18 protein-coding genes are annotated in these 20,196 nt (G+C 70.6%); 16 read left to right on the top strand and 2 right to left on the bottom strand.

What is annotated here, in order from left to right; translation table 11 throughout:
* Positions 1 to 7: 7 nt before the first annotated feature.
* The 5 genes from HCU73_RS13730 to HCU73_RS13710 all read left to right on the top strand — a co-directional run bounded on the left by HCU73_RS13730 (position 8) and on the right by HCU73_RS13710 (position 5,849).
* On the top strand, positions 8 to 868 hold the full coding sequence (locus HCU73_RS13730; protein ID WP_239025570.1) for a glycosyl hydrolase: 861 nt from the start codon (positions 8 to 10) through the stop codon (positions 866 to 868).
* 119 nt (positions 869 to 987) lie between these two features.
* Entirely contained in the window at positions 988 to 1,986 is a 999-nt protein-coding gene (locus HCU73_RS13725; RefSeq protein WP_168624025.1) for a Gfo/Idh/MocA family protein, read from the top strand.
* Between the two features lie 3 nt (positions 1,987 to 1,989).
* Complete coding sequence (locus HCU73_RS13720; protein ID WP_168624024.1) at positions 1,990 to 3,561, top strand: acyl CoA:acetate/3-ketoacid CoA transferase; 1,572 nt, start codon at positions 1,990 to 1,992, stop codon at positions 3,559 to 3,561.
* Entirely contained in the window at positions 3,558 to 4,325 is a 768-nt protein-coding gene (locus tag HCU73_RS13715; protein ID WP_168624023.1) for an enoyl-CoA hydratase-related protein, read from the top strand. The genes HCU73_RS13720 and HCU73_RS13715 overlap by 4 nt, the downstream gene beginning before the upstream one ends.
* 3 nt (positions 4,326 to 4,328) lie before the next feature.
* A complete protein-coding gene (locus HCU73_RS13710; protein ID WP_168624022.1) occupies positions 4,329 to 5,849 on the top strand; it encodes an aldehyde dehydrogenase family protein in 1,521 nt (506 codons plus the stop codon).
* 2 nt (positions 5,850 to 5,851) lie between these two features.
* Here HCU73_RS13710 and HCU73_RS13705 read toward each other — a convergent pair whose 3' ends face one another.
* Positions 5,852 to 6,880 carry a LacI family transcriptional regulator gene (locus HCU73_RS13705; protein ID WP_168624021.1) on the bottom strand — a complete coding sequence of 343 codons (1,029 nt, stop codon included), beginning with the start codon at positions 6,878 to 6,880 and terminating at the stop codon, positions 5,852 to 5,854.
* Between the two features lie 240 nt (positions 6,881 to 7,120).
* On the opposite strand from HCU73_RS13705, the gene HCU73_RS13700 reads away from it, so the two are divergent.
* The 11 genes from HCU73_RS13700 to HCU73_RS13650 all read left to right on the top strand — a co-directional run bounded on the left by HCU73_RS13700 (position 7,121) and on the right by HCU73_RS13650 (position 19,102).
* On the top strand, positions 7,121 to 8,371 hold the full coding sequence (locus HCU73_RS13700) for an ABC transporter substrate-binding protein (protein ID WP_168624020.1): 1,251 nt from the start codon (positions 7,121 to 7,123) through the stop codon (positions 8,369 to 8,371).
* A gap of 96 nt (positions 8,372 to 8,467) precedes the next feature.
* A complete protein-coding gene (locus HCU73_RS13695; RefSeq protein WP_168624019.1) occupies positions 8,468 to 9,367 on the top strand; it encodes a carbohydrate ABC transporter permease in 900 nt (299 codons plus the stop codon).
* Positions 9,367 to 10,248, top strand: coding sequence for a carbohydrate ABC transporter permease (locus HCU73_RS13690; RefSeq protein WP_168624018.1), 882 nt, complete (start codon positions 9,367 to 9,369; stop codon positions 10,246 to 10,248). Before HCU73_RS13695 ends, HCU73_RS13690 begins: the two co-directional genes overlap by 1 nt.
* 103 nt (positions 10,249 to 10,351) lie before the next feature.
* Complete coding sequence (locus HCU73_RS13685) at positions 10,352 to 11,467, top strand: ABC transporter ATP-binding protein (protein ID WP_168624017.1); 1,116 nt, start codon at positions 10,352 to 10,354, stop codon at positions 11,465 to 11,467.
* Between the two features lie 96 nt (positions 11,468 to 11,563).
* Positions 11,564 to 13,039, top strand: coding sequence for an FAD-dependent oxidoreductase (locus HCU73_RS13680; protein ID WP_168624016.1), 1,476 nt, complete (start codon positions 11,564 to 11,566; stop codon positions 13,037 to 13,039).
* The gene (locus HCU73_RS13675) at positions 13,036 to 13,776 is read left to right on the top strand and encodes a 3-ketoacyl-ACP reductase (protein WP_168624015.1); all 741 of its coding nucleotides are present in this window, start codon (positions 13,036 to 13,038) and stop codon (positions 13,774 to 13,776) included. Before HCU73_RS13680 ends, HCU73_RS13675 begins: the two co-directional genes overlap by 4 nt.
* A gap of 9 nt (positions 13,777 to 13,785) precedes the next feature.
* The gene (locus HCU73_RS13670; RefSeq protein ID WP_168624014.1) at positions 13,786 to 15,372 is read left to right on the top strand and encodes a GMC family oxidoreductase; all 1,587 of its coding nucleotides are present in this window, start codon (positions 13,786 to 13,788) and stop codon (positions 15,370 to 15,372) included.
* 2 nt (positions 15,373 to 15,374) lie between these two features.
* Positions 15,375 to 16,538, top strand: coding sequence for a dihydrodipicolinate synthase family protein (locus tag HCU73_RS13665; protein ID WP_168624013.1), 1,164 nt, complete (start codon positions 15,375 to 15,377; stop codon positions 16,536 to 16,538).
* Between the two features lie 9 nt (positions 16,539 to 16,547).
* Positions 16,548 to 17,561 (top strand): LacI family DNA-binding transcriptional regulator, encoded by a 1,014-nt coding sequence (locus HCU73_RS13660; protein WP_168624012.1) that lies wholly within the window; start codon positions 16,548 to 16,550, stop codon positions 17,559 to 17,561.
* Complete coding sequence (locus HCU73_RS13655; RefSeq protein ID WP_168624011.1) at positions 17,558 to 18,790, top strand: glycerate kinase type-2 family protein; 1,233 nt, start codon at positions 17,558 to 17,560, stop codon at positions 18,788 to 18,790. Before HCU73_RS13660 ends, HCU73_RS13655 begins: the two co-directional genes overlap by 4 nt.
* A gap of 3 nt (positions 18,791 to 18,793) precedes the next feature.
* Positions 18,794 to 19,102 carry a Dabb family protein gene (locus HCU73_RS13650; RefSeq protein ID WP_168624010.1) on the top strand — a complete coding sequence of 103 codons (309 nt, stop codon included), beginning with the start codon at positions 18,794 to 18,796 and terminating at the stop codon, positions 19,100 to 19,102.
* A 90-nt stretch (positions 19,103 to 19,192) separates the two neighbouring features.
* On the opposite strand, the gene HCU73_RS13645 is transcribed toward HCU73_RS13650, so the two are convergent.
* Complete coding sequence (locus HCU73_RS13645; protein WP_168624009.1) at positions 19,193 to 20,116, bottom strand: ribokinase; 924 nt, start codon at positions 20,114 to 20,116, stop codon at positions 19,193 to 19,195.
* Positions 20,117 to 20,196: the final 80 nt, after the last annotated feature.

Below are 20,196 nucleotides of genomic sequence, written 5' to 3'. Positions count from 1 at the left end.
CGACGCCATGGGCCTCGGTCTCATTCGCGCGGGTCTGGCCTGCGTCGCGGCGGTGATGCTGATGGCGCAGGCGGCCCTTGCCCAGCAGGCCGGCGTCGGCGCCTGGGAGAATTCCCGCTACACCACGCTGGATTGGATCGAGAGCCAGCCGGGCCTCGATTGGTACTACAACTGGCGCACCGACGAGATCCGGCAGAACGGCAACCGCCGCCGCACGGTGGAATTCGTGCCGATGATCCACAGCGCCGACAACATCGGCGACGCGATCCGGTCGAGCCGGCGGCCCCGCGTGCTGCTGGGCTTCAACGAACCCGACGGGCATGGCGGCGACCACCAGGCGGGGATGAGCGTCGAGCAGGCCCTCGCGCTCTGGCCGCGGCTGGAGGCGACGGGGCTGCGGCTCGGCAGCCCCGCCACCACGCAGGCCGGCACGCTCGGGCCGAACTCGTGGCAGGGCCGCTTCATGGCCGAGGTCGAGCGCCGGGGCCTGCGCGTCGATTTCATGGCGGTGCACTACTATTCCACCAACGGCGACGTGACCGCCTTCCGCAACTGGCTGGTCGCGGTCCACAACGCCTACCGCCGCCCGATCTGGGTGACGGAATTCGCCTACATCGACTGGTCCCGCCCGCGCCGGGCAACCTACGAGGCCAACGCGCGCTTCGCCCATGAGGCGATCCGCATGATGGAGACGCTGCCCTTCGTGGAACGCCACGCCTGGTTCGCGGCCAACCCCTACCGCTGGCAGGGCACGATCCCCGAGATCAACCTCGTCGACAACGACATGCGGCCCACCCCGCTCGGCCGGGCCTTTGCCCAGGTGCTGGCGGGCGGTGCCCCCGGCGATGTCGCAAGCCTGACCGACTGATCCCCCCGCCCGCCCGAACCGCGCAGTTCCTGTTGACACGGGAATTGGAACGATCCAAAACGCAGGTGACAGGATCACGGCCCGCCGAGTCGGGGGCCGACGAAAGGGGAGGGCCGCCCATGCGGTGGGGATTGATCGGGGCGAGCAACATCGCGGCGAACCACATGATCGGGGCGATCCGGGCGGCCGGGGGCGAGATCCGCTCGGTCCTCAGCGCCAGCGCCGACCGGGCTGCATCCTACGCCGCCCAGCACGGCATCCCGCACGGCTACGCCGATCTCGACGCGATGCTGGCCTCCGACGACCTTGATGCCGTCTACATCTCGACCACCAACGAAAAGCATCTCGCGCAGGCGATGGCCGCCATCGCCGCGGGCAAGCACGTGCTGTGCGAGAAGCCGCTGGCGATGACGGTCGCCGACGCCATCACCATGGTGCGCGCGGCCGAGGCTGCGGGCCTCGTCTTCGCCACCAACCACCACCTGCGCAACGCGGGCTCGCACATTGCGATCCGCGAGGCGGTGCAGGCCGGCCGGATCGGCAAGGTGTTGAGCGCGCGGGTGTTCCACGCGGTCTACTTGCCGCCGGTGCTGCACGGCTGGCGCCTCGACAACCCGGCCGCGGGCGGCGGCGTGATCCCCGACATCGTGGTGCATGACGCCGACACCGTGCGCTTCCACCTCGGCGAAGACCCGGCCGAGGTCGTGGCGATCAAGGCCGCCTCGGGCCTCGGCCAGGGGGTCGAGGACAGCTGCATGTCGGTCTGGACCCTGCCCTCGGGCGTGATGGTGCAGACCCACGAGAGCTTTACCCACGCCTACGCCACCACGGGCTTCGAGCTGCACGGCACCGAGGGGTCCATCGTCGCCCGCAACGTGATGACGCAACAGCCGGTGGGGCAGATCACGCTGCGCACCGAGGCGGGCGAGGCGGCGCTGCCCTTCGCCGACCACAACCTCTACGTCCGCGCGCTGAACCTGTTCCATGCCGCCATCCGGGGCGAGGGGCGGCCCGCCGCCGACGGGGTCGACGGGGTCAAGTCGCTGGCCGTCGCCGCCGCCGTGGCCGAGGCCGCGGAAACCGGCCGCCGCGTGGCGGTGAATTACGGGGGCATCTGAGCCATGGGCAAGCAGGTCAGTGCCGCCGAGGCCGTCGCGCGCATCCCCGACGGGGCGGTCGTGACGGTGTCGTCCTCCTCCGCGCTGGGCTGCCCGGACGCGGTGCTGAAGGCGCTGGGCGCGCGCTTCGACGCCGAGGGGCACCCCCGCGGCCTGACCACGCTGCACCCCATCGCCGCGGGCGACATGTACGGCGTCAAGGGCGTGGACCACATCGCCAAGGACGGGCTGCTGGCGCGGATCATCGGGGGCAGCTACCCGTCGGGGCCGTCCTCGCTGCCCATGCCCGAGATCTGGAAGATGGTCGTGGAGGACCGCGTCGCGGCCTACAACGTGCCCTCCGGCATCCTGTTCGACATGCACCGCGACGTCGCCGCGCGGCGGGCGGGCGTGCTGACCAAGGTGGGGCTGCAGACCTTCGTCGACCCGGTGCGCGAGGGCTGCGCGATGAACGCCCGCGGGGCGGCGGCGCCGATCGTGTCCCGCGTGGAATTCGGCGGCGAGACGTGGCTGCATTTCCCCAACATCGTGCCCGAGGTCGCCATCATCCGCGCCACCACGGCGGACGAGAAGGGCAACCTGACCTACGAGCACGAGGGCGCCTATCTGGGCGCGCTGGATCAGGCCATCGCCGTGCGCAACCACGGCGGGCTGGTCATCGCGCAGGTCAAGCGGATGACGGCGGCGGGGTCGCTGCGGCCGCACGACGTGCATGTACCGGGGCACCTGGTGGACCTGATCGTGGTGGCGCCGGACCAGAAGCAGACGACGGAAACCGTCTATGACCCCGCGATCTCCGGCGAGATCATGCGGCCGTGGGACTCGTTTTCCCTCGCCGAGCACGGGGTGGAAAAGGTCATCGCGCGGCGCGCGGCGATGGAGCTGAGGCGCGGGCAGACGGCGAACCTCGGCTTCGGGATTTCCGCGATGGTGCCGCGGGTTCTTCTGGAAGAAGGCCACGCGCAGGCGGTGACCTGGGCCATCGAGCAGGGCGCGGTGGGGGGGATGCCGCTGACCGGCTTCGCCTTCGGCTGCGCGTCGAACGCCGATGCCTTCGTGCCGTCCCCGAACCAGTTCACCTATTTCCAGGGCGGCGGCTTCGACCTGACCTTCCTGTCCTTCCTCGAGGTGGACGTGGAGGGCAACGTGAACGTCTCGAAGCTGGGCAAAAAGCCCTACCTGACGGCCGGTTGCGGCGGGTTCGTCGACATCACCGCCCATGCGAGAAAGATCGTGTTCTCGGGCTATTTCGAGGCCGGGGCGGAGCTGGAGCTGAGCGACACGGGGCTGCGCGTCGTCAAGCCGGGCAGGTTCACCAAGATGGTCGACGCGGTGGAGCACGTCACCTTTTCCGGCGCCCGCGCGGTCGCGCAGGGGCAGGACGTGATCTACGTCACCGAACGCTGCGTGATACGCCTGACGGCCGACGGGCTGGTGGCGACCGAGATCATGCCGGGGATCGACCCGGCGCGCGACATCGTGGCGGCGAGCGAGGGGCGCGTGCGCGTGGCCGAGGCCGCGACAGTCATGCCCCTGTCGCTCCTGCGCGACGCGCCGATGGGGCTGTCGCTGTGAGCGCGGTGCACCTGCATGTCGACGGCGCGCTTGCGCGGATCGTGCTCGACAACCCCGGAAAGCTGAACGCCTTCACGCCCGCGATGCTGGCCCAGCTGGAGGCCCATTGCGCCACGCTGGAGCGCAGCCCCGAGGTGCGCGGGGTCATCCTCCGGTCCGAGGGCACCCGCGCCTTCTGCGCCGGGGCGGACATCACCGCCTGGGCGCCGCTATCGCCCTTCGACTTCGCCCGCCACTGGGTGCGCGAGGGGCACCGGGTGTTCGACCGCCTCGCGCGGCTGTCCAAGCCCACCATCGCCGTGCTGCAGGCCCATGCCTTCGGCGGCGGGCTGGAACTGGCCGCCTGCTGCGACATCCGCGTGATGGCGCCGGGTGCGACGCTCGCCCTGCCCGAGGCGCAGGTCGGCATCGTGCCGGGCTGGTCGGGGACGCAGCGGCTCGCCCGGCTGATCCCCGAGCCGGTGTTGAAGGAAATGGCGCTGTTCGGCCGCCGGATCGACGCCGCCCGCGCGCAGGCGCTGGGATTTGTCGCCGAGGTCGCCGACGACCCGCTGGCCGCCGCCGAGGCAATCGCCGGGGGTCTGGCGAAAGCGTCGCCGCGCGCCGTCGAGGTGGCGAAATACCAGATCCACGCCGCCGTGGGCGAAGACCCCGCTGCCATGATCGAGGCGCTGGGCGCGGGCATGATCGGCGCCAGCGCCGACAAGGCCGAGGGCGTCGCGGCCTTCGCCGCCAAACGCAAACCCGAGTTTCCCGGAAGTTAAGCCATGCAGGACCTGACCGTCATCCCCGCCACCAACGCCGCGCTGCCGGATGCGCCGAAGCGCCTGCAGCACTGGATCGGCGGCGGCTGGGTCGACAGTGCCGACGGGGCAACGTCCGAACGCCGCTCGCCCGCCCATGGCGTGCCCGTGTCCGTCGCGGCCAAGGGCGGCGCGGCCGAGGCCGGGGCCGCCATCGCCGCCGCGCGGGCGGCCTTTGACGCGGGGCACTGGTCGCGGTCCTCGGGCAAGGACCGGGCGACGCTGCTCCTGAAGGTGGCCGACCTGATCGACCGCGACCGGGACGCCATCGCCCGGCAGGAGGTGCTGGAATCGGGCAAGCCGATCACGCAGGCGCTGGCCGAGATCGAGGGCGCCGCCGACCTCTGGCGCTATGCCGCGGCGCTGGCGCGCACGATGCATGGGGACAGCCACAATTCCCTCGGGCCCGACATGCTGGGGCTGGTGCTGAAGGAGCCCATCGGGGTCGTGTCCCTCATCACGCCGTGGAATTTCCCCTTCCTCATCATCTCGCAGAAATTGCCCTTCGCGCTGGCCGCGGGCTGCACGGCGGTGGTGAAACCCTCGGAACTCACGCCCGGCACGACCGTGATGCTCGGCCATCTTCTGCAAGAAGCGGGCCTCCCCGCCGGGGTCTGCAACATCGTGCTGGGCTATGGCGACCCGGTGGGCGAAATCCTGTCGTCGGATCCACGGATCGACATGGTGTCCTTCACCGGCTCCACCGGCGTCGGCAAACGCATCAGCGCGGCGGCCTCCGCGACGCTGAAGAAGGTCTCGCTGGAGCTGGGCGGCAAGAACCCGCAGGTGGTGTTCCCCGACGCCGACCTCGACGCGGCCGCCGATGCCATCGCCTTCGGCGTCTATTTCAACGCCGGCGAATGCTGCAATTCGGGCAGCCGGATCATCGTGCACGAAGACGTGGCCGAGGCGCTGGTCGCCAAGGTCGCCGCCCTCAGCCGCCGGGTGCCGTTCGGCGAGCCGCTCGACCCCCGCACGCAGGTGGGCGCGATCATCTCGCCCGAGCACCTCGCCAAGATCGACGGCTATGTCCGCGGCGCGGTGGCGGCCGGTGCCCGTGTCGCGCTGGGCGGGGCGGCGCTGGAGGTGGGCGGCCTCGGCGCGCAGTTCTACCAGCCGACCATCGTCACCGGCGTCACCCCCGACATGCCGATCGCGCGCGAGGAGGTGTTCGGCCCGGTCCTGTCCGTCCTGACCTTCCGCGACTTCGACGAGGCCATCGCGCTGGCCAACGGCGCCGCCTATGGCCTGTCGGCGGGCGTCTGGAGCCGCGATGTCTCCACCTGCCTCGACTTTGCGCGGCGGGTTCAGGCGGGGACGGTCTGGACCAACACCTGGATGGACGGCTTTGCCGAGCTGCCCTTTGGCGGGTTCAAGGAAAGCGGGCAGGGGCGGGAGCTGGGCCGCTACGGGCTCGAGGAATTCCTCGAGGTCAAGACGGTGCAGATGCGCATCGGCGCCACCCGGGGGGCCTGGGTGGCATGACCTCAGCCGACCGGATCGGGCTGGAACAGGCGGTTGAGCGCCTCGGGCGGTTCGCCCGCCATGCGGCGCAGCAGCATCTCGGCCATGGCGCGGCCGGTTGCGCGCAGGTCCTCGAACACGGTGTCGATGCGGGGCCGGATGTTGTCGAAGATCGGCGAGGCGCGTTTCGCCACGATGTCGGCGTCGACGCCATGCACCGCCCCGGTGTCGGCCAGCGCGGCCAGCGCCACCAGCGCGGTCACCTCGCCGACGCAGACATAGCCGTCGGGCGGCGCGGGGCTGCGGCGGGTGCGCATCAGCGCCTCGGCGATCATGGCCGTGGGGCTGTCCAGTGTCACGCCCGGCACGATCTCGTGCTCGATCCCCGCCGCGCGCGTGGCCGACAGGAAGCCGTAGCGCAGGTGCTGGGTAAAGGTGAACTGCTCGCCGGGCAGGACCAGGCTGAGGCGGCGGCGGCCCTTGGCGACCAGGTGCTCCACCGCCTGCCGGGCAAAGGCCTCGTTGTCGAAATCGACCCAGGGGTGGGGCGTCGTGAACTCGGTCCGGCCGTGGCTGACAAAGGGGAAATCCGCCTCCATCAGCAGCCGCACCCGGGGGTCGAAGGCCTCGGTCCGCGTGAACAGCAGCCCGTCGGCCAGGTTGTTGCGCAGGATGGTGCGCACGGGCGCCAGCCGGTCGTCGCCCGGGCTGTCGGGCACGACCGTCACGGAATAGCCGGTGCCGGCCAGCACCTCGGTGATTCCGGTCAGGAATTCATGGGTGAAGCCGAGGAATTCATGCTCGGTGTTCAGCAGGAGCGAGATCACCTGCGTGCGCCCCGTGCGCAGGCGCCGCGCGGCGCGGTCGGGCACGTAGCCCAGCCGTTCGGCCGCCTCGGCGACCTTGGCGCGCGTCGCCGCGGCGATTCGCGGATCGCCGGACAGGGCGCGCGACACGGTGGCCACGGCGAAGCCCGTCGCCTGCGCGACGGTGCGCAGCGTGGGCTTGTCGCCCTGGTTCTGCGGCAGGAGGCCCCGGCCCTCGTCGCTCATCTGGATGCATCGCCCTCTGGTTGTAGCCGGGGCCATATTGACCCGTATTTCAAACGTTTCAATACCCAAGATGAAGCCGCAGACAATGCTGCGCTGCAGAAAAATGCTGCGTTACCGAAGGGTTCGCGGTGCAGATGTGTCTGTCCGCCATGCAATTTATGGTTGACGTGACGCCGATTTATAACGTTTTAATCTCGCAAGCCCGATAAGGGCGATGGTCTGACAGGGAGGAACCGAACCATGACCATGATGAAGAAACTGCACATGACCGCCGCCGTGGTGGCGCTGTCGACCACCGCGGTCGCCGCGCAGGAAGTGGAAGTCCTGCACTGGTGGACCTCGGGTGGTGAAGCCGCCGCCGTGGGCACGCTCCGCGACACGCTGGCCTCGGGTGGCGTGGGCTGGCTCGACATGCCCGTCGCCGGTGGCGGCGGCTCCGACGCCATGACCGTGCTGCGCGCCCGCGTCACCGCCGGCGACCCGCCGACCGCGGTGCAGATGCTGGGCTTCTCGATCCAGGACTGGGCCGCCGAGGGCGCGCTGGCCAACCTCGACGCGCTGGCCGCCGAGCAGGGCTGGGCCGACGTGGTCCCCGCCGCGCTGCAGCGCTTCTCGACCTATGACGGCAGCTGGGTTGCCGCGCCCGTGAACGTGCACTCGACCAACTGGGTCTGGGCGAACACCGCGCTGATGGCCGAGCTGGGCATCTCGCAGCCCACCACCTGGGAAGAGTTCGTGGCCGCGATGGAGGCCGCCGAGGCCGCCGGCCATATCGCGCTCGCCCATGGCGGCCAGGCCTGGCAGGACGCGACCATCTTCGACTCGATGGTGATGGGCGTCGGCGGGCCGGAGTTCTACCAGGCCGCGATGGTCGATCTCGACCCCGAGGCGCTGGGCTCCGACACCATGGTCGAGGTGTTCAACCGCATGGCCACCCTGCGCGGCTTCGTCGATGACAACTTCTCGGGCCGCGACTGGAACCTCGCCACCGCCATGGTCATCAACGGCGACGCGCTGTTCCAGATCATGGGCGACTGGGCCAAGGGCGAATTCGTGAACGCGGGCCTGACCGCCGGCAACGAGTTCACCTGCTTCCGCGTGCCCGGCACCGAAGGCACCGTGACCTTCAACTCGGACCAGTTCGCCATGTTCAACGTGACGGACCCCGAGGCGCAGGCCGCGCAGCTCGCCATGGCCTCGGCGGTGATGAGCCCCGAGTTCCAGGTCGCCTTCAACCTCGTGAAGGGCTCGGTGCCCGCCCGCACCGACATCCCCAGCGACCAGTTCGACATGTGCGGCCAGATGGGCATGGCACAGCTGGCCGAGGCCGCCGCGGCCGGCACGCTGTTCGGCTCGATGGCGCATGGCCACGCCAACCCGCCGTCGGTGCAGAACGCCATGTATGACGTGATCACCGCCCACTTCAACGGCGAGTACGACGCCGCGACCGCCGCCGCGGAGCTCGTCACCGCCGTCGAGATCGCCCAGTAATCCTGGGTCGACCGGACCGGCCCCCCCGCGGGGCCGGTCCATCCCGGCACCGGCCGCGTGCCGACCATCACACCGCGAAACAGGGGAGGGGGCCCGATGGCCGCAACAACCGACACGGGGGCGGATTTCCGCACGCGTCTCCAGACCTGGCTGCCCAAGCTGGTCCTGTCGCCGTCCCTCGCGATCATGCTGGTGTTCGTCTACGGCTTCATCGCCTTCACGATCTACCTCAGCTTCACCGACAGCCGGATGCTGCCGTCCTTCGGCTGGGTCGGCTGGGAAAACTACGACCGCCTGTTCCGCATCCGCGAATGGAACGTGGCGCTGACCAACCTCGCCATCTTCGCCTCGCTCTACATCGTCATCTCGACCGCGATCGGCCTGTCGCTGGCCATCTTCCTCGACCAGAAGATCCGCGGCGAGGGCGTGCTGAGGCCGATCTTCCTCTACCCGATGGCGCTGTCCTTCATCGTGACCGGCACGGCGTGGAAATGGTTCCTCGACCCCGCGATCGGGCTTGAGAACACGATGCACCTGTGGGGCTGGGAAAGCTTCACCTTCGGCTGGATCAAGGACCGCGAGATGGCGATCTACACCGTCGTCATCGCCGCGGTCTGGCAGTCGTCGGGCTTCGTCATGGCGATGTTCCTCGCGGGCCTGCGCGGCATCGACAACGAGATCCTCAAGGCCGCCCAGATCGACGGCGCGTCGAACTGGAACCTCTACCGCCGGATCATCCTGCCGCAGCTGCGCCCCGCCTTCCTGTCGGCCTTCGTGATCCTGTCGCACCTGGCGATCAAGTCCTACGACCTGGTCATCGCCCTGACCGGCGGCGGGCCCGGCAACGCCACCGCGCTGCCCGCGACCTTCATGTATTCCTACACCTTCACGCGGAACCAGATGGGCATCGGCGCGTCCTCGGCCGTCATCATGCTCATGACCATCGCCGCGATCATGGTCCCCTACCTCTATGCCGAACTGAAGGAGAAGAAGTGATGGCCGTCGCCTCTCCCGAGACCGCCATCCGCACTTCCCGGATCACGCGGGCCTTCATCTACCTGTTCCTGCTGCTCTTCGCGCTGTTCTACCTGCTGCCCTTCGGGATCATGCTGATCAACTCGGTCAAGCCGCTGTCCGAGATCACCGGCGGCAACATGATCGCCCTGCCGCGGGACTGGACCATCCAGCCCTGGCTGTCGGCCTGGTCCACGGCCCAGATCGGGGTCGAGCCCACGGGCCTGCGCCCCTACTTCATCAACTCGCTGATGATGGCGATCCCGGCGGTGATCCTGTCGACCGTGGTGGGCGCCCTGAACGGCTACGTCCTGACCAAGTGGCGGTTCCGCGGCGACACCATCATCTTCGGGCTCTTGCTGTTTTCCTGCTTCATCCCGTTCCAGATCGTGCTGATCCCGATGGCCCGCATCCTCGGCATCCTGCAGATCGCGGGCACGACGCCCGGCCTGATCCTGGTGCATTTCGTCTACGGGATCGGCTTCACCACGCTCTACTTCCGCAACTACTACGCCGCCTTCCCGACGGAACTGGTGCGCGCGGCGCAGATCGACGGGGCGGGTTTCTTCCAGATCTTCTGGCGGATCATGCTGCCGTCGTCCGGGCCGATCATCGCGGTCAGCTTCATCTGGCAGTTCACCAACATCTGGAACGACTTCCTGTTCGGCGCCTCCTTCGCCAGCGGGGACGCCGCGCCGATGACGGTGGCGCTGAACAACCTCGTCAACTCGTCCACGGGGGTGCGCGAATACAACGTGCATTTCGCCGGCGCCATCATGGCCGCCGCCCCCACGCTCCTCGTCTACATCGTCGCCGGCCGCTACTTCGTGCGCGGCCTGATGGCAGGGAGCGTGAAAGGATGAGCCACCACCCCCCGCAGACCCTACAAAATCTTCTAGAAGATTTTGCCCGTCCCGAGTTTTCTAGAAAACTCGGTCCTGCCCGAGACAAGACCGGAGAACGCTGATGGGTTTCCTCGACATCGACAACGTCACCAAGTCCTACGGCGCCGTCGAGGTGCTGCACCGCGTCGACATCGACGTGCAGGAGGGCGAGTTCCTGGTCCTCGTCGGCCCCTCGGGCTGCGGCAAGTCCACGCTCCTCAACATGATCGCGGGGCTGGAGGGCATCACCTCCGGCGAGATCCGCATCAAGGACCGCGTGATGAACGGGGTCCACCCGTCCAAGCGCAACATCGCGATGGTGTTCCAGTCCTACGCGCTCTACCCGAACATGACGGTGGGCAAGAACATCACCTTCGGCCTCGAGATGCACGGCACGCCGGCGCCCGAGCGCGAGAAGGCGATGAAGGAGGTCGCGCAGCTGCTGCAGATCGAGCACCTGCTGGATCGCAAGCCCGGCCAGCTGTCGGGCGGTCAGCGCCAGCGCGTCGCGATGGGCCGGGCGCTCGTGCGCAATCCCGACGTGTTCCTGTTCGACGAGCCGCTGTCGAACCTCGACGCGAAACTCCGCGTCGACATGCGGACCGAGATCAAGAAGCTGCACCAGCGGCTGGGCACCACCATCGTCTACGTGACCCACGACCAGATCGAGGCGATGACCCTCTCGACCCGGATCGCGGTGATGTACGACGGCTACGTCCAGCAGCTCGGCACGCCCAAGGAGATCTACGACAGCCCCGCCAACCTGTTCGTGGCGACCTTCATGGGCAGCCCGGCGATGAACGTGCTGCCCGCGAAGCTGGCCGAGAGGAACGGGGCGCTGCACGCGGTGCTGACCGGCGCCGACGGGCAGGAGCGCGCGCTGAGGATCGAGAACGCGCCGGCCGCCTACGCCGCCTACAAGGACGCGCCCGTCATGCTGGGCATCCGCCCCGAGGCGATCACGGACCCCGAGGGCGCGGACCGCAACGCCCGCAACATCCAGATGCTGACCAACCGCGTGACCGTCACGGAACCCGCGGGCGCCGACACCTTCGTGACCATGACCCTGTCGGGCAAGGACTGCATCGCGCGGATGCGGGCCGATGCCGACGTGCACCCGGGCCACGACTTCGAGTTCGCGATCAACATGGACAAGGCGGTCCTGTTCGACCCCAAGACCGAGGACCGCATCGCCTGAGCCAATGCCGCCCGCGCGCCCCGGCCCGCGGGCGCATTTTTCCGCTAGAATTGGAACGATCCAATAGCTATGAAGAAGCCGTCAGGGGAGGACAGGATGGGCGACGCCGACATCCTCATCATCGGCTCCGGGATGGGGGGCGCGACGCTGGCCGCGGGGCTGGCGCCGACGGGGCTGCGCGTGCTGATCCTCGAACGCGGCGAGCGGCTGGAGGATAGCGCCGAGGCGCGCGACCCGGTGGCGATCTTCGGGCGCGGGCACTTCCGGCCCGCCGAGACATGGCTGGCCCCGGACGGCACCCGCTTCAACCCCGGCAACTACGCCTGCGTCGGCGGCAACTCCAAGTTCTACGGTGCCGTGATGATGCGCTACCGGGCGGCCGATTTCGGGCCGCTGCGGCACATGGGCGGCACCACCCCCGGCTGGCCCTTCGACTACGACACGCTCGCCCCGTGGTACGACCGCGCCGAGGCGCTCTACCAGGTGCGGGGCGACACGGGGACGGACCCGACCGAGCCGCCCCATGGCGCGCCCTACGCCTTCCCGCCGGTCCCGCACGAACCCGCCATCGCCGACCTCGCCCGCCGCCTGACCGCCGCCGGCCTGCACCCCTCGCCCCTGCCGCTGGCCGTGGACCTCGACCGCTGGCTCGCCCGCGCGGCGACGCCCTGGGATGCCTTTCCCGACACCACCGGCGGCAAGCTCGACGCCGAAACCGCCGCGCTGACGCTCGCGTTGCAGCACCCCAATGTCCGCCTGCAGACCGGCGTCCGCGTCGACCGGCTGGAGGTGGAGGGCGGCCGCGTCACCGGCGTCCTGACCGACAAGGGCCGCTTCACAGCCCCGCGGATCGTGCTGGCGGCCGGCGCCGTCCACACCGCCGCCCTGCTCCTGCGCTCGGCCGATGAGGTGCATCCCCGCGGCCTCGCCAACCGCTCCGACCAGGTCGGGCGCAACTTCATGAACCACAACGCCTCGGCCGTCCTCGCCCTGTCGCCGCGCCGGAACAGGTCGGTCTACCAGAAGACGCTGCAGGTCAACGACTGGTACCTCACCGGCGGGCCGAAGGGCGAACCCCTTGGCAACGTGCAGCTTCTGGGCCGCGTCTCGGCCCCGATCCTGGCCGCGCAGACCGGCCTGCCCGGCCCGCTCGCGCGCCTGATCGCCGACCGCGCCATCGACTTCTACGCCATGTCCGAGGATCTCCCCGACCCCGACAGCCGCGTGACCCTGAAGGGCGGCGAGATCGTGCTCGACTGGCGCCGCTCGAACTGGGACGCGCATCTGGGGCTGGTGGCGACGCTCAAGGGCGCGCTCAAACGCGCCGGCTTCCCCGTGGTCCTCGCCCGCGCCTTCGACCGCTCCACGCCGTCGCACCAGTGTGGCACCGCGCGGCTGGGGTCCGACCCGGCGACCAGCGTGGCCGACCCCTTCGGCCGCACCCACGACCACCCAAATCTCTGGATCTGCGACGCGTCCCTCCTGCCGACCTCGGCGGCGGTGAACCCGTCGCTCACCATCGCGGCGCTGGCGCTGAGGCAGGCCGACCGCATCGCGGAGGAAGCGGCATGAAACGTGCGCTCATCACCGGGGGGCAGCAGGGCATCGGTCTGGGCATCGCGCAGGCGTTGCACGGCGCGGGCTGGCAGGTGGCGCTGGCCGCCGAGCAGCCGGCGGACGCGCCGGCGGTGCAGGCGGCGCTGGCCGCGATGCCGGGCGCGACCTACCACCGCCACGACCTGTCCGACATCTCGTCGGTCGCGGCGCTGATGGAGGCGGTCGGCCCGGTGACGACCTTCGTCTCCAACGCCGGCGTCCCCGCGATGGTCCGCGGCGACCTCCTCGACATGACCGCCGAGAGCTTCGACCGCTGCATGGCCATCAACCTGCGCGGCGCCTTCTTTCTTGCACAAGAGGTCGCGCGCCGGATGCTGGCCCTGCCGCCCGACCCCTTCCGCTCCATAATCTTCGTCACCTCGGTCAGCGCCACCATGGTCTCGCCCGACCGCGCGGAATACTGCATGTCCAAGGCCGGTGCCGCGATGATGGCGCAGGCCTTCGCCGCCCGCCTCGCCGCCGACAACATCGGCGTCTACGACATCCGCCCCGGCATCATCGCCACGCCGATGACCGCCCCCGTGGTCGACCGCTACGACCAGCGCATCGCCGACGGCCTTGTCCCCGCCCGCCGCTGGGGCACGCCCGCCGACATCGCGCAGACCATCCTGCCGCTCGCCCGCGGCGATTTCGCCTTCGCCACGGGGGCCGTGATCCCCGTCGATGGCGGGCTGTCCATCCCCCGGCTCTGAGGAAAGACCATGGCCGACGGCTACGACTACATCATCATCGGCGGCGGCAGCGCCGGCTGCGTGCTGGCCGGCCGCCTGTCCGAGGACCCCGCCGCGCGCGTCCTGCTGCTCGAGGCCGGGGGGCGCGACCGGCACCCCTTCTACCACCTGCCCGCGGGCTTCGCGAAGATGACCAAGGGCATCGGATCCTGGGGCTGGGAGACGGTGCCACAGCGGCACATGAAGAACCGCGTGTTCAACTACACGCAGGCCAAGGTGATCGGCGGCGGCTCGGCCGTGAACGCGCAGATCTACACCCGCGGTGCCGCGCAGGATTACGACGACTGGCGGCAGATGGGCTGCGACGGCTGGGGCTACGAGGATGTCCTGCCCTATTTCCGCAAGGCCGAGGACAACGACACCTTCGACAACCTGTATCACGGCAAGGGCGGCCCCCTGGGCGTGTCGCAGCCCATCGCGCCGCTGCCGATCTGCGAGGCGTATTTCGAGGCCGCCGCGGCGCTGGGCATCCCGCGGAACATGGACGTGAACGGCGAACGGCAGGACGGGGTCGCCTACTACCAGCTGACCCAGCGCAACGCCCGACGGTCCTCGGCCGCCATGGCCTATGTCGCGCCGAACGAGGGCCGGGCGAACCTGACCGTCCGCACGGGTGTGCAGGTCCGGCGGATCACGGTGGAGGCGGGGCGCGCGACGGGCGTGGAGCTGGTCGACGGCACGCGCATCACCGCGACGCAGGAGGTGCTGCTGTCCTCCGGCGCCATCGGCTCGCCGCGGCTGTTGCAGCTGTCGGGGATCGGGCCTGCTGATCATCTACAAGATCTTGGGATCCCCGTCGTCCTCGACCAGCCGCAGGTGGGCGAGAACCTGCAGGACCACCTCGACCTCTACTGCATCGTCGAGCTCAAGGGCCCCTACAGCTACGACCGCTACGCCAAGCCCCACATGGCCGCGCTGGCGGGGCTGCAATACCTGCTGACGCGCAAGGGCCCCGTCGCTTCGTCCCTCTTCGAGACCGGCGGTTTCTGGTATGCCGACCCCGACGCGCGGTCACCCGACATCCAGTTCCACCTCGGCCTCGGCACCGGCATCGAGAAGGGCGTCGCCGCCATGCCGCAGGGCGGCGTGACGCTGAACAGTTGCCACCTGCGCCCCCGGTCGCGCGGCACCGTGCGGCTTGCCTCGAGCGACCCCGCCCGCGCCCCGCTGATCGACCCCAACTACCTGCAGGACGCCCGCGACCGCGAGATGTCGATCCGCGGCCTCAAGCTGACGCAGGAGATCATGGCGCAGGCGCCACTTGCCAAATACGTCAAGGCCGAGCGCCTGCCCGGCCCCGACGTGCGGACCGAGCAGGACTACTACGACTTCGTCTGCGAGCATTCCAAGACCTCGCACCATTGCGCGGGCACCTGCCGGATGGGCTCCGACCCCGCCGCCGTGGTGGACACGCGCCTGCGGTTCAACGGGATCGACCGGCTGCGCGTGGTGGACAACTCCATCATGCCGACGGTGATTTCCTCCAACACCAACGCCGCGGCGATCATGATCGGCGAAAAGGCCGCCGACATGATCCGCGCAGACGCGAGGGCCTGACGATGCTGTTGCCGACCTATGCCGGGACGCTGGAGGACTACCGCCTGACGGGCGCGCCGCTGGTGCCGCGCGCGCCATCCGTGCCGCTCACCCGCACCGCCTTCGCCGCTGCCCACGTCATCTCCGACCCGCTGGCCGAACGCGCCCCGTGGCAGGGCCGCCCGGCGGTGGACTGGGACGCGACGCTGGCCTTCCGCCACGGCCTCTGGGACCAGGGGCTGGGGCTGGCCGAGGCGATGGACACCGCGCAGCGCGGGATGGGCGTGGACTGGCTGACCGCGAAGGAGCTGATCGAGCGCACCATGCGCGACGCCAGGGCCCACCCGATGAAGCCGCGCGTCGCCTGCGGGGCGGGGACGGATCACAAGACGCTGGCGGAGCTGACCAGCCTCGACACCATCCTCGACGCCTACCGCACCCAGATGGCCGCCATCGAGGCCGCGGGCGGGCAGCTGATCCTGATGGCCACCCGTGCGCTGCCCGCGCTCAAGGCCGGGCCCGAGGACTACGCCCGCGTCTACGATACTCTTATAGAAGAATCGGCAAGCCCGGTGATCCTGCACTGGCTCGGCGACATGTTCGACCCGGCGCTGACCGGCTACTGGGGCGCCTATGACATCGCCACCGCCAACACCGTCGTGCTCGACCTGATCCGCCGCCACGCCGCCAAGGTCGACGGCATCAAGATCAGCCTCCTCGACCAGTCCCACGAGGAGGCGTTCCGCGCCCAGCTGCCCGAGGGCGTCCGCCTCTACACCGGCGACGATTTCAACTACGCCGCCCTCATCGAGGGCGACGGCACCCACTTCTCCCACGCACTTCTCGGCATCTTCGCTGCCATCGCGCCGGCCGCCGCGCAGGCGCTGGAGGCGCTGGCGACAGGCGACCGCGCCACCTACCACGCGCTCCTTGCCCCCACCGTCCCGCTCAGCCGCGAGATCTTCAAGGCGCCCACCCAGTTCTACAAGGCCGGCGTCGCCTTCCTCAGCTGGCTCAACGGCACCCAGTCCCACTTCGTCATGCCCGCAGGCTTCCAGTCCTCGCGCGAGATCACCCATTACGCCGAGGTCTACCGGCTTGCCGACCGTGCCCGCCTGCTGCGCGATCCCGACCTGGCGCAGGGGCGGATGCGAACGCTCTTGGCGCTGCACGGGATCGGCGGCTAACAAGGGCGCATGAAACGCCGCCCCACCATCATGGATGTCGCCGCCCGCGCGGGCGTGTCGAAATCCACCGTCTCGCTCGTGCTGCAGGGCTCGAAGCAGGTCCGGCCCGAGACCCGCAAGACCGTCGAGGCCGCGATGGCCGAGATCGGCTACGTCTACAACCGTGCCGCCGCCAACCTGCGCTCGGCCTCGGTCGGGCTGGTGGGCCTCGTGATCAACGACCTGCGCAACCCCTTCTTCACCGAGTTCGCCACCTCGCTGCAGATGGCGCTGGCCGCCGAGGGCTACGCCACCGTCATCGCCAATTCCGACGAGGACCCCGAGCTGCAGGCGAAACTCGTCGGCTCCATGATCGAACACGGCGTCGCCGCGCTGGTGATCTCGCCCGCCTATGGCGAGGCGTCCGACACCTTCGACCAGCTGGCCCGCACCGGCCTGCCCGTGCTGCAGGTGCTGCGCCGGATGGACGAGCGGACCGACCTGTTTCCCTTCGCCAGCTTCGACTACGCCGCCGGCAGCGCCGAGGCGACGCGGCATTTGCTGGACCAGGGCGCGCGGCACATCGCCTTCGTCGGCGGCTTGCCGGGCCGGGCGATCACGCGCGAACGGAAATCGGGCTGGCGCGAGGTGCTGAAGGCCGAGGGGCTGGACCAGGTCGCGCTGCACGGCAAGTCCACCCGCGCCTTCGGGATGCAGGCCGCCGACACGCTGCTGGCCGATCACCCCGAGGTCGACGCGGCCGTCTGCTTCAACGACCTCGTCGCGCTCGGCCTGATGGCCGGCTTCGCCCGCGCCGGGCGGCCGGTGGGGCAGGGGTTCCGCGTGGTCGGCTTCGACGACATCGAGGAGGCCGCGCAGAGCTGGCCGCAGCTGTCCTCCGTCTCCTGCGACATCGCCGGCTTCGCGCGGGACACCGCCGCGCGGCTGCTGGCCTGGATGGTCGAGGGGCAGCGGCCCGAGCCCGAACTGCGCATCCCCGTGCGCCTCGTTCCCCGCGCCTCCAGCCTCGGACCCGCCGCATGACGCCCGACAACCTGCTCCGCGCCCTCTTCGCCAAGGCGGTCGAGGTGGCCGACCCGATGCAGAGCCTCGCCCGCGCCCTGCCTGCCAAGCCCGAGGGCCGTGTCGTCGTGGTCGGCGCCGGCAAGGCCAGCGCCCGCATGGCCGAGGCGGTCGAGGCCGCCTGGGGCCCCTGCGAGGGGCTGGTCATCACGCGCTACGGCTATGCCCGCCCCTGCGCAGGCATCGAGATCGTCGAGGCCGCGCACCCGGTGCCCGACGCCGCCGGCGTCGCGGCGACGCGCAGGATGCTCGACCTGCTGGCGGGCGTGGGCGAGGGCGACTTCGTGCTGGCGCTGATCTCGGGCGGTGGCTCGGCGCTGCTTTGCGCGCCTGCGGACGGGATCACGCTGGCCGAGAAGCAGGCGCTGACCCAGGGGTTGCTCGCCTCGGGCGCGCCGATCGGCGAGATCAACGGCATCCGCAAGGAGATCTCGGCCGTGAAGGGCGGCCGCCTCGCCGCGGCGGCCTACCCCGCGCGGATGCTCGCCCTGATGATCTCGGACGTCCCCGGCGACAACCCCGGCGACATCGCCTCGGGCCCCACCGTCGGCCACCGCGGCGATGCCGCCCGCGCGCTGGCCGCCCTTGCCCGCTGGGGCGTCGCGCCCGCGCCTGCCATCCGCGCCTTCCTCGAGGCCGGCGGCGACCCCGTCCTGCCCGACGATCCGCGCCTGTCCCGCGTCGAGAACGTGATCTACGCCGCGCCCGCCCAGTCGCTCGCCGCCGCCGCCGATCTTGCCCGCGCCCATGGCTATACCGTTGAGATCCTCGGCGACGCGCTGGAGGGCGAGGCGCGCGAGGTCGCCGGAGCCCATGCCGCGCTCGCGCTCAAGGCGACGGGCCCCCGCCTGATCCTGTCGGGCGGCGAGCTGACGGTGACGAAACGCGGCGACGGCGTCGGCGGGCCCAACGCGGAATACGCGCTGGCCCTCGCCCTCGCGCTGAACGGCGCACCCGGCATCCACGCCATCGCCTGCGACACCGATGGCGTCGACGGCGCGGCTGAGGTCGCGGGCGCGGTGATCGGCCCCCACACGCTTGCCCGCGCCGCTGCGGCGGGCGTCGATCCCGCGCTGGCCCTCGCCCGCAACGACGCCCACACATTCTTTGACAAGATTGACGCGCAGGTCGTCCCCGGCCCCACGCTCACCAACGTCAACGACTTCCGCGCCATCCTGATCGAGGGCTGAGCCATGCTGCACCACATCGTCCTGATGGACCCCGACGGCCCCGAGGGCCTCGCGCGGATCGAGGCCGCCATGCCGATCCTCGCCGCGGTCTGCGACGCGCTGCCCGGCGCCTCGCACTTCACCCACGGCCCGAACCGCGATTTCGAGGGCAAGTCCGCGCGCTATGCCTACGGCTTCTCGGTCTTCTTCACGGACCGCGCCGCGCATCTGGCCTACAAGGCGCACCCCGACCACGTCCGCGCCGGCGGAATGCTGGTCGCCGCGTCGAAGGGCGGCCACGCGGGCATCTTCGTCGCCGATCTTGAGCTCTGACGGGCGGGCACCGCAGAGCCGTCGCCGGCGGCCCGGCTTCATCTTTCCCCAAATACGCACTCCCGGCGGCGCCGACCGCGCGCCGCCGCTTCAGCGCGCCAGCAGCGCCTCCACCTCCGCCCGCGTCGGCATGGACGCCGCCGTGCCGTGTCGCGTCACCGACAGCGCCGCCACCGCCGTGCCGAAGCGCAGCGCGGCGTCCAGGTCCATGCCCGCCGCCAGCCCCGCCGCGAAGCCGCCGTTGAAGGCGTCGCCCGCCCCGGTCGTGTCCACCACCGGCCCCGCCTGCATAGCCGGCACATGGCGCACGCCGGCCGCGTCGCGCACCAGCGCCCCGTCGCCGCCCAGCGTCACGATCGCCGCCCGTCGCACGCCCTGCGCCAGCAGCGCGTCGGCCGCCACCGCCGCGCTGGCGCGGTCGGTGACCGGGATGCCGGTCAGCTCCGCCGCCTCGGCCTCGTTCGGGGTGACGTAGTCGCAGAGCGCCAGCATCCCCTCGGGCAGGGGTGCCGCGGGCGCGGGGTTCAGGATCGTCGCCGCCCCGCCGGCCGCCGCGATCCGCAGGAACCGCTCGGCCACCGCCACCGGCTGCTCCAGCTGCGTCACCGCCACCTTCGCCCCCGCGATGGTCGCCGCCTGCGCCTCCACGTCCGCCACGGTGATCGCCGCCGCCGCGCCGGGGCTGATGACGATGGCGTTCCGCCCCTCAGTCTCCTCGATGAAGATGCCCGCCGCCCCCGTGGCGCGCGTGGCGTCGCGGATCACCAGCGGCGTCACCCCCGCCGCCTCCCAGGTCGCCATGCCCATCGCGCCGAAGGTGTCGTCGCCGATCCGGGCGAGGAACCCCACGTCGCCCCCGGCCTTGGCCGCCGCCACCGCCTGGTTCGATCCCTTGCCGCCGGGGCCGAGGGTAAAGCCCGTCCCGATCAGCGTCTCGCCCAGCCGCGGCAGCCGGTTGCAGCGAAAGGCGGCATCGGCGACGAAGACGCCGAGGATCACGATGTCATGCGGCATGGGCCCTCCCGGTTCGCGGTGTCGCACGGAACCCTAGCCGGGCGCCCGCGGCCCCGCCAGCACCCCCTTGCGCCGTCGCC

It is taken from the genome of Roseicyclus persicicus (genome assembly GCF_012395815.1).
Classification (GTDB): domain Bacteria; phylum Pseudomonadota; class Alphaproteobacteria; order Rhodobacterales; family Rhodobacteraceae; genus Roseicyclus; species Roseicyclus persicicus.
The sequence above is the reverse complement of the archived record's forward strand: the minus strand, read 5'-3'. Positions and strand labels throughout refer to the sequence as shown.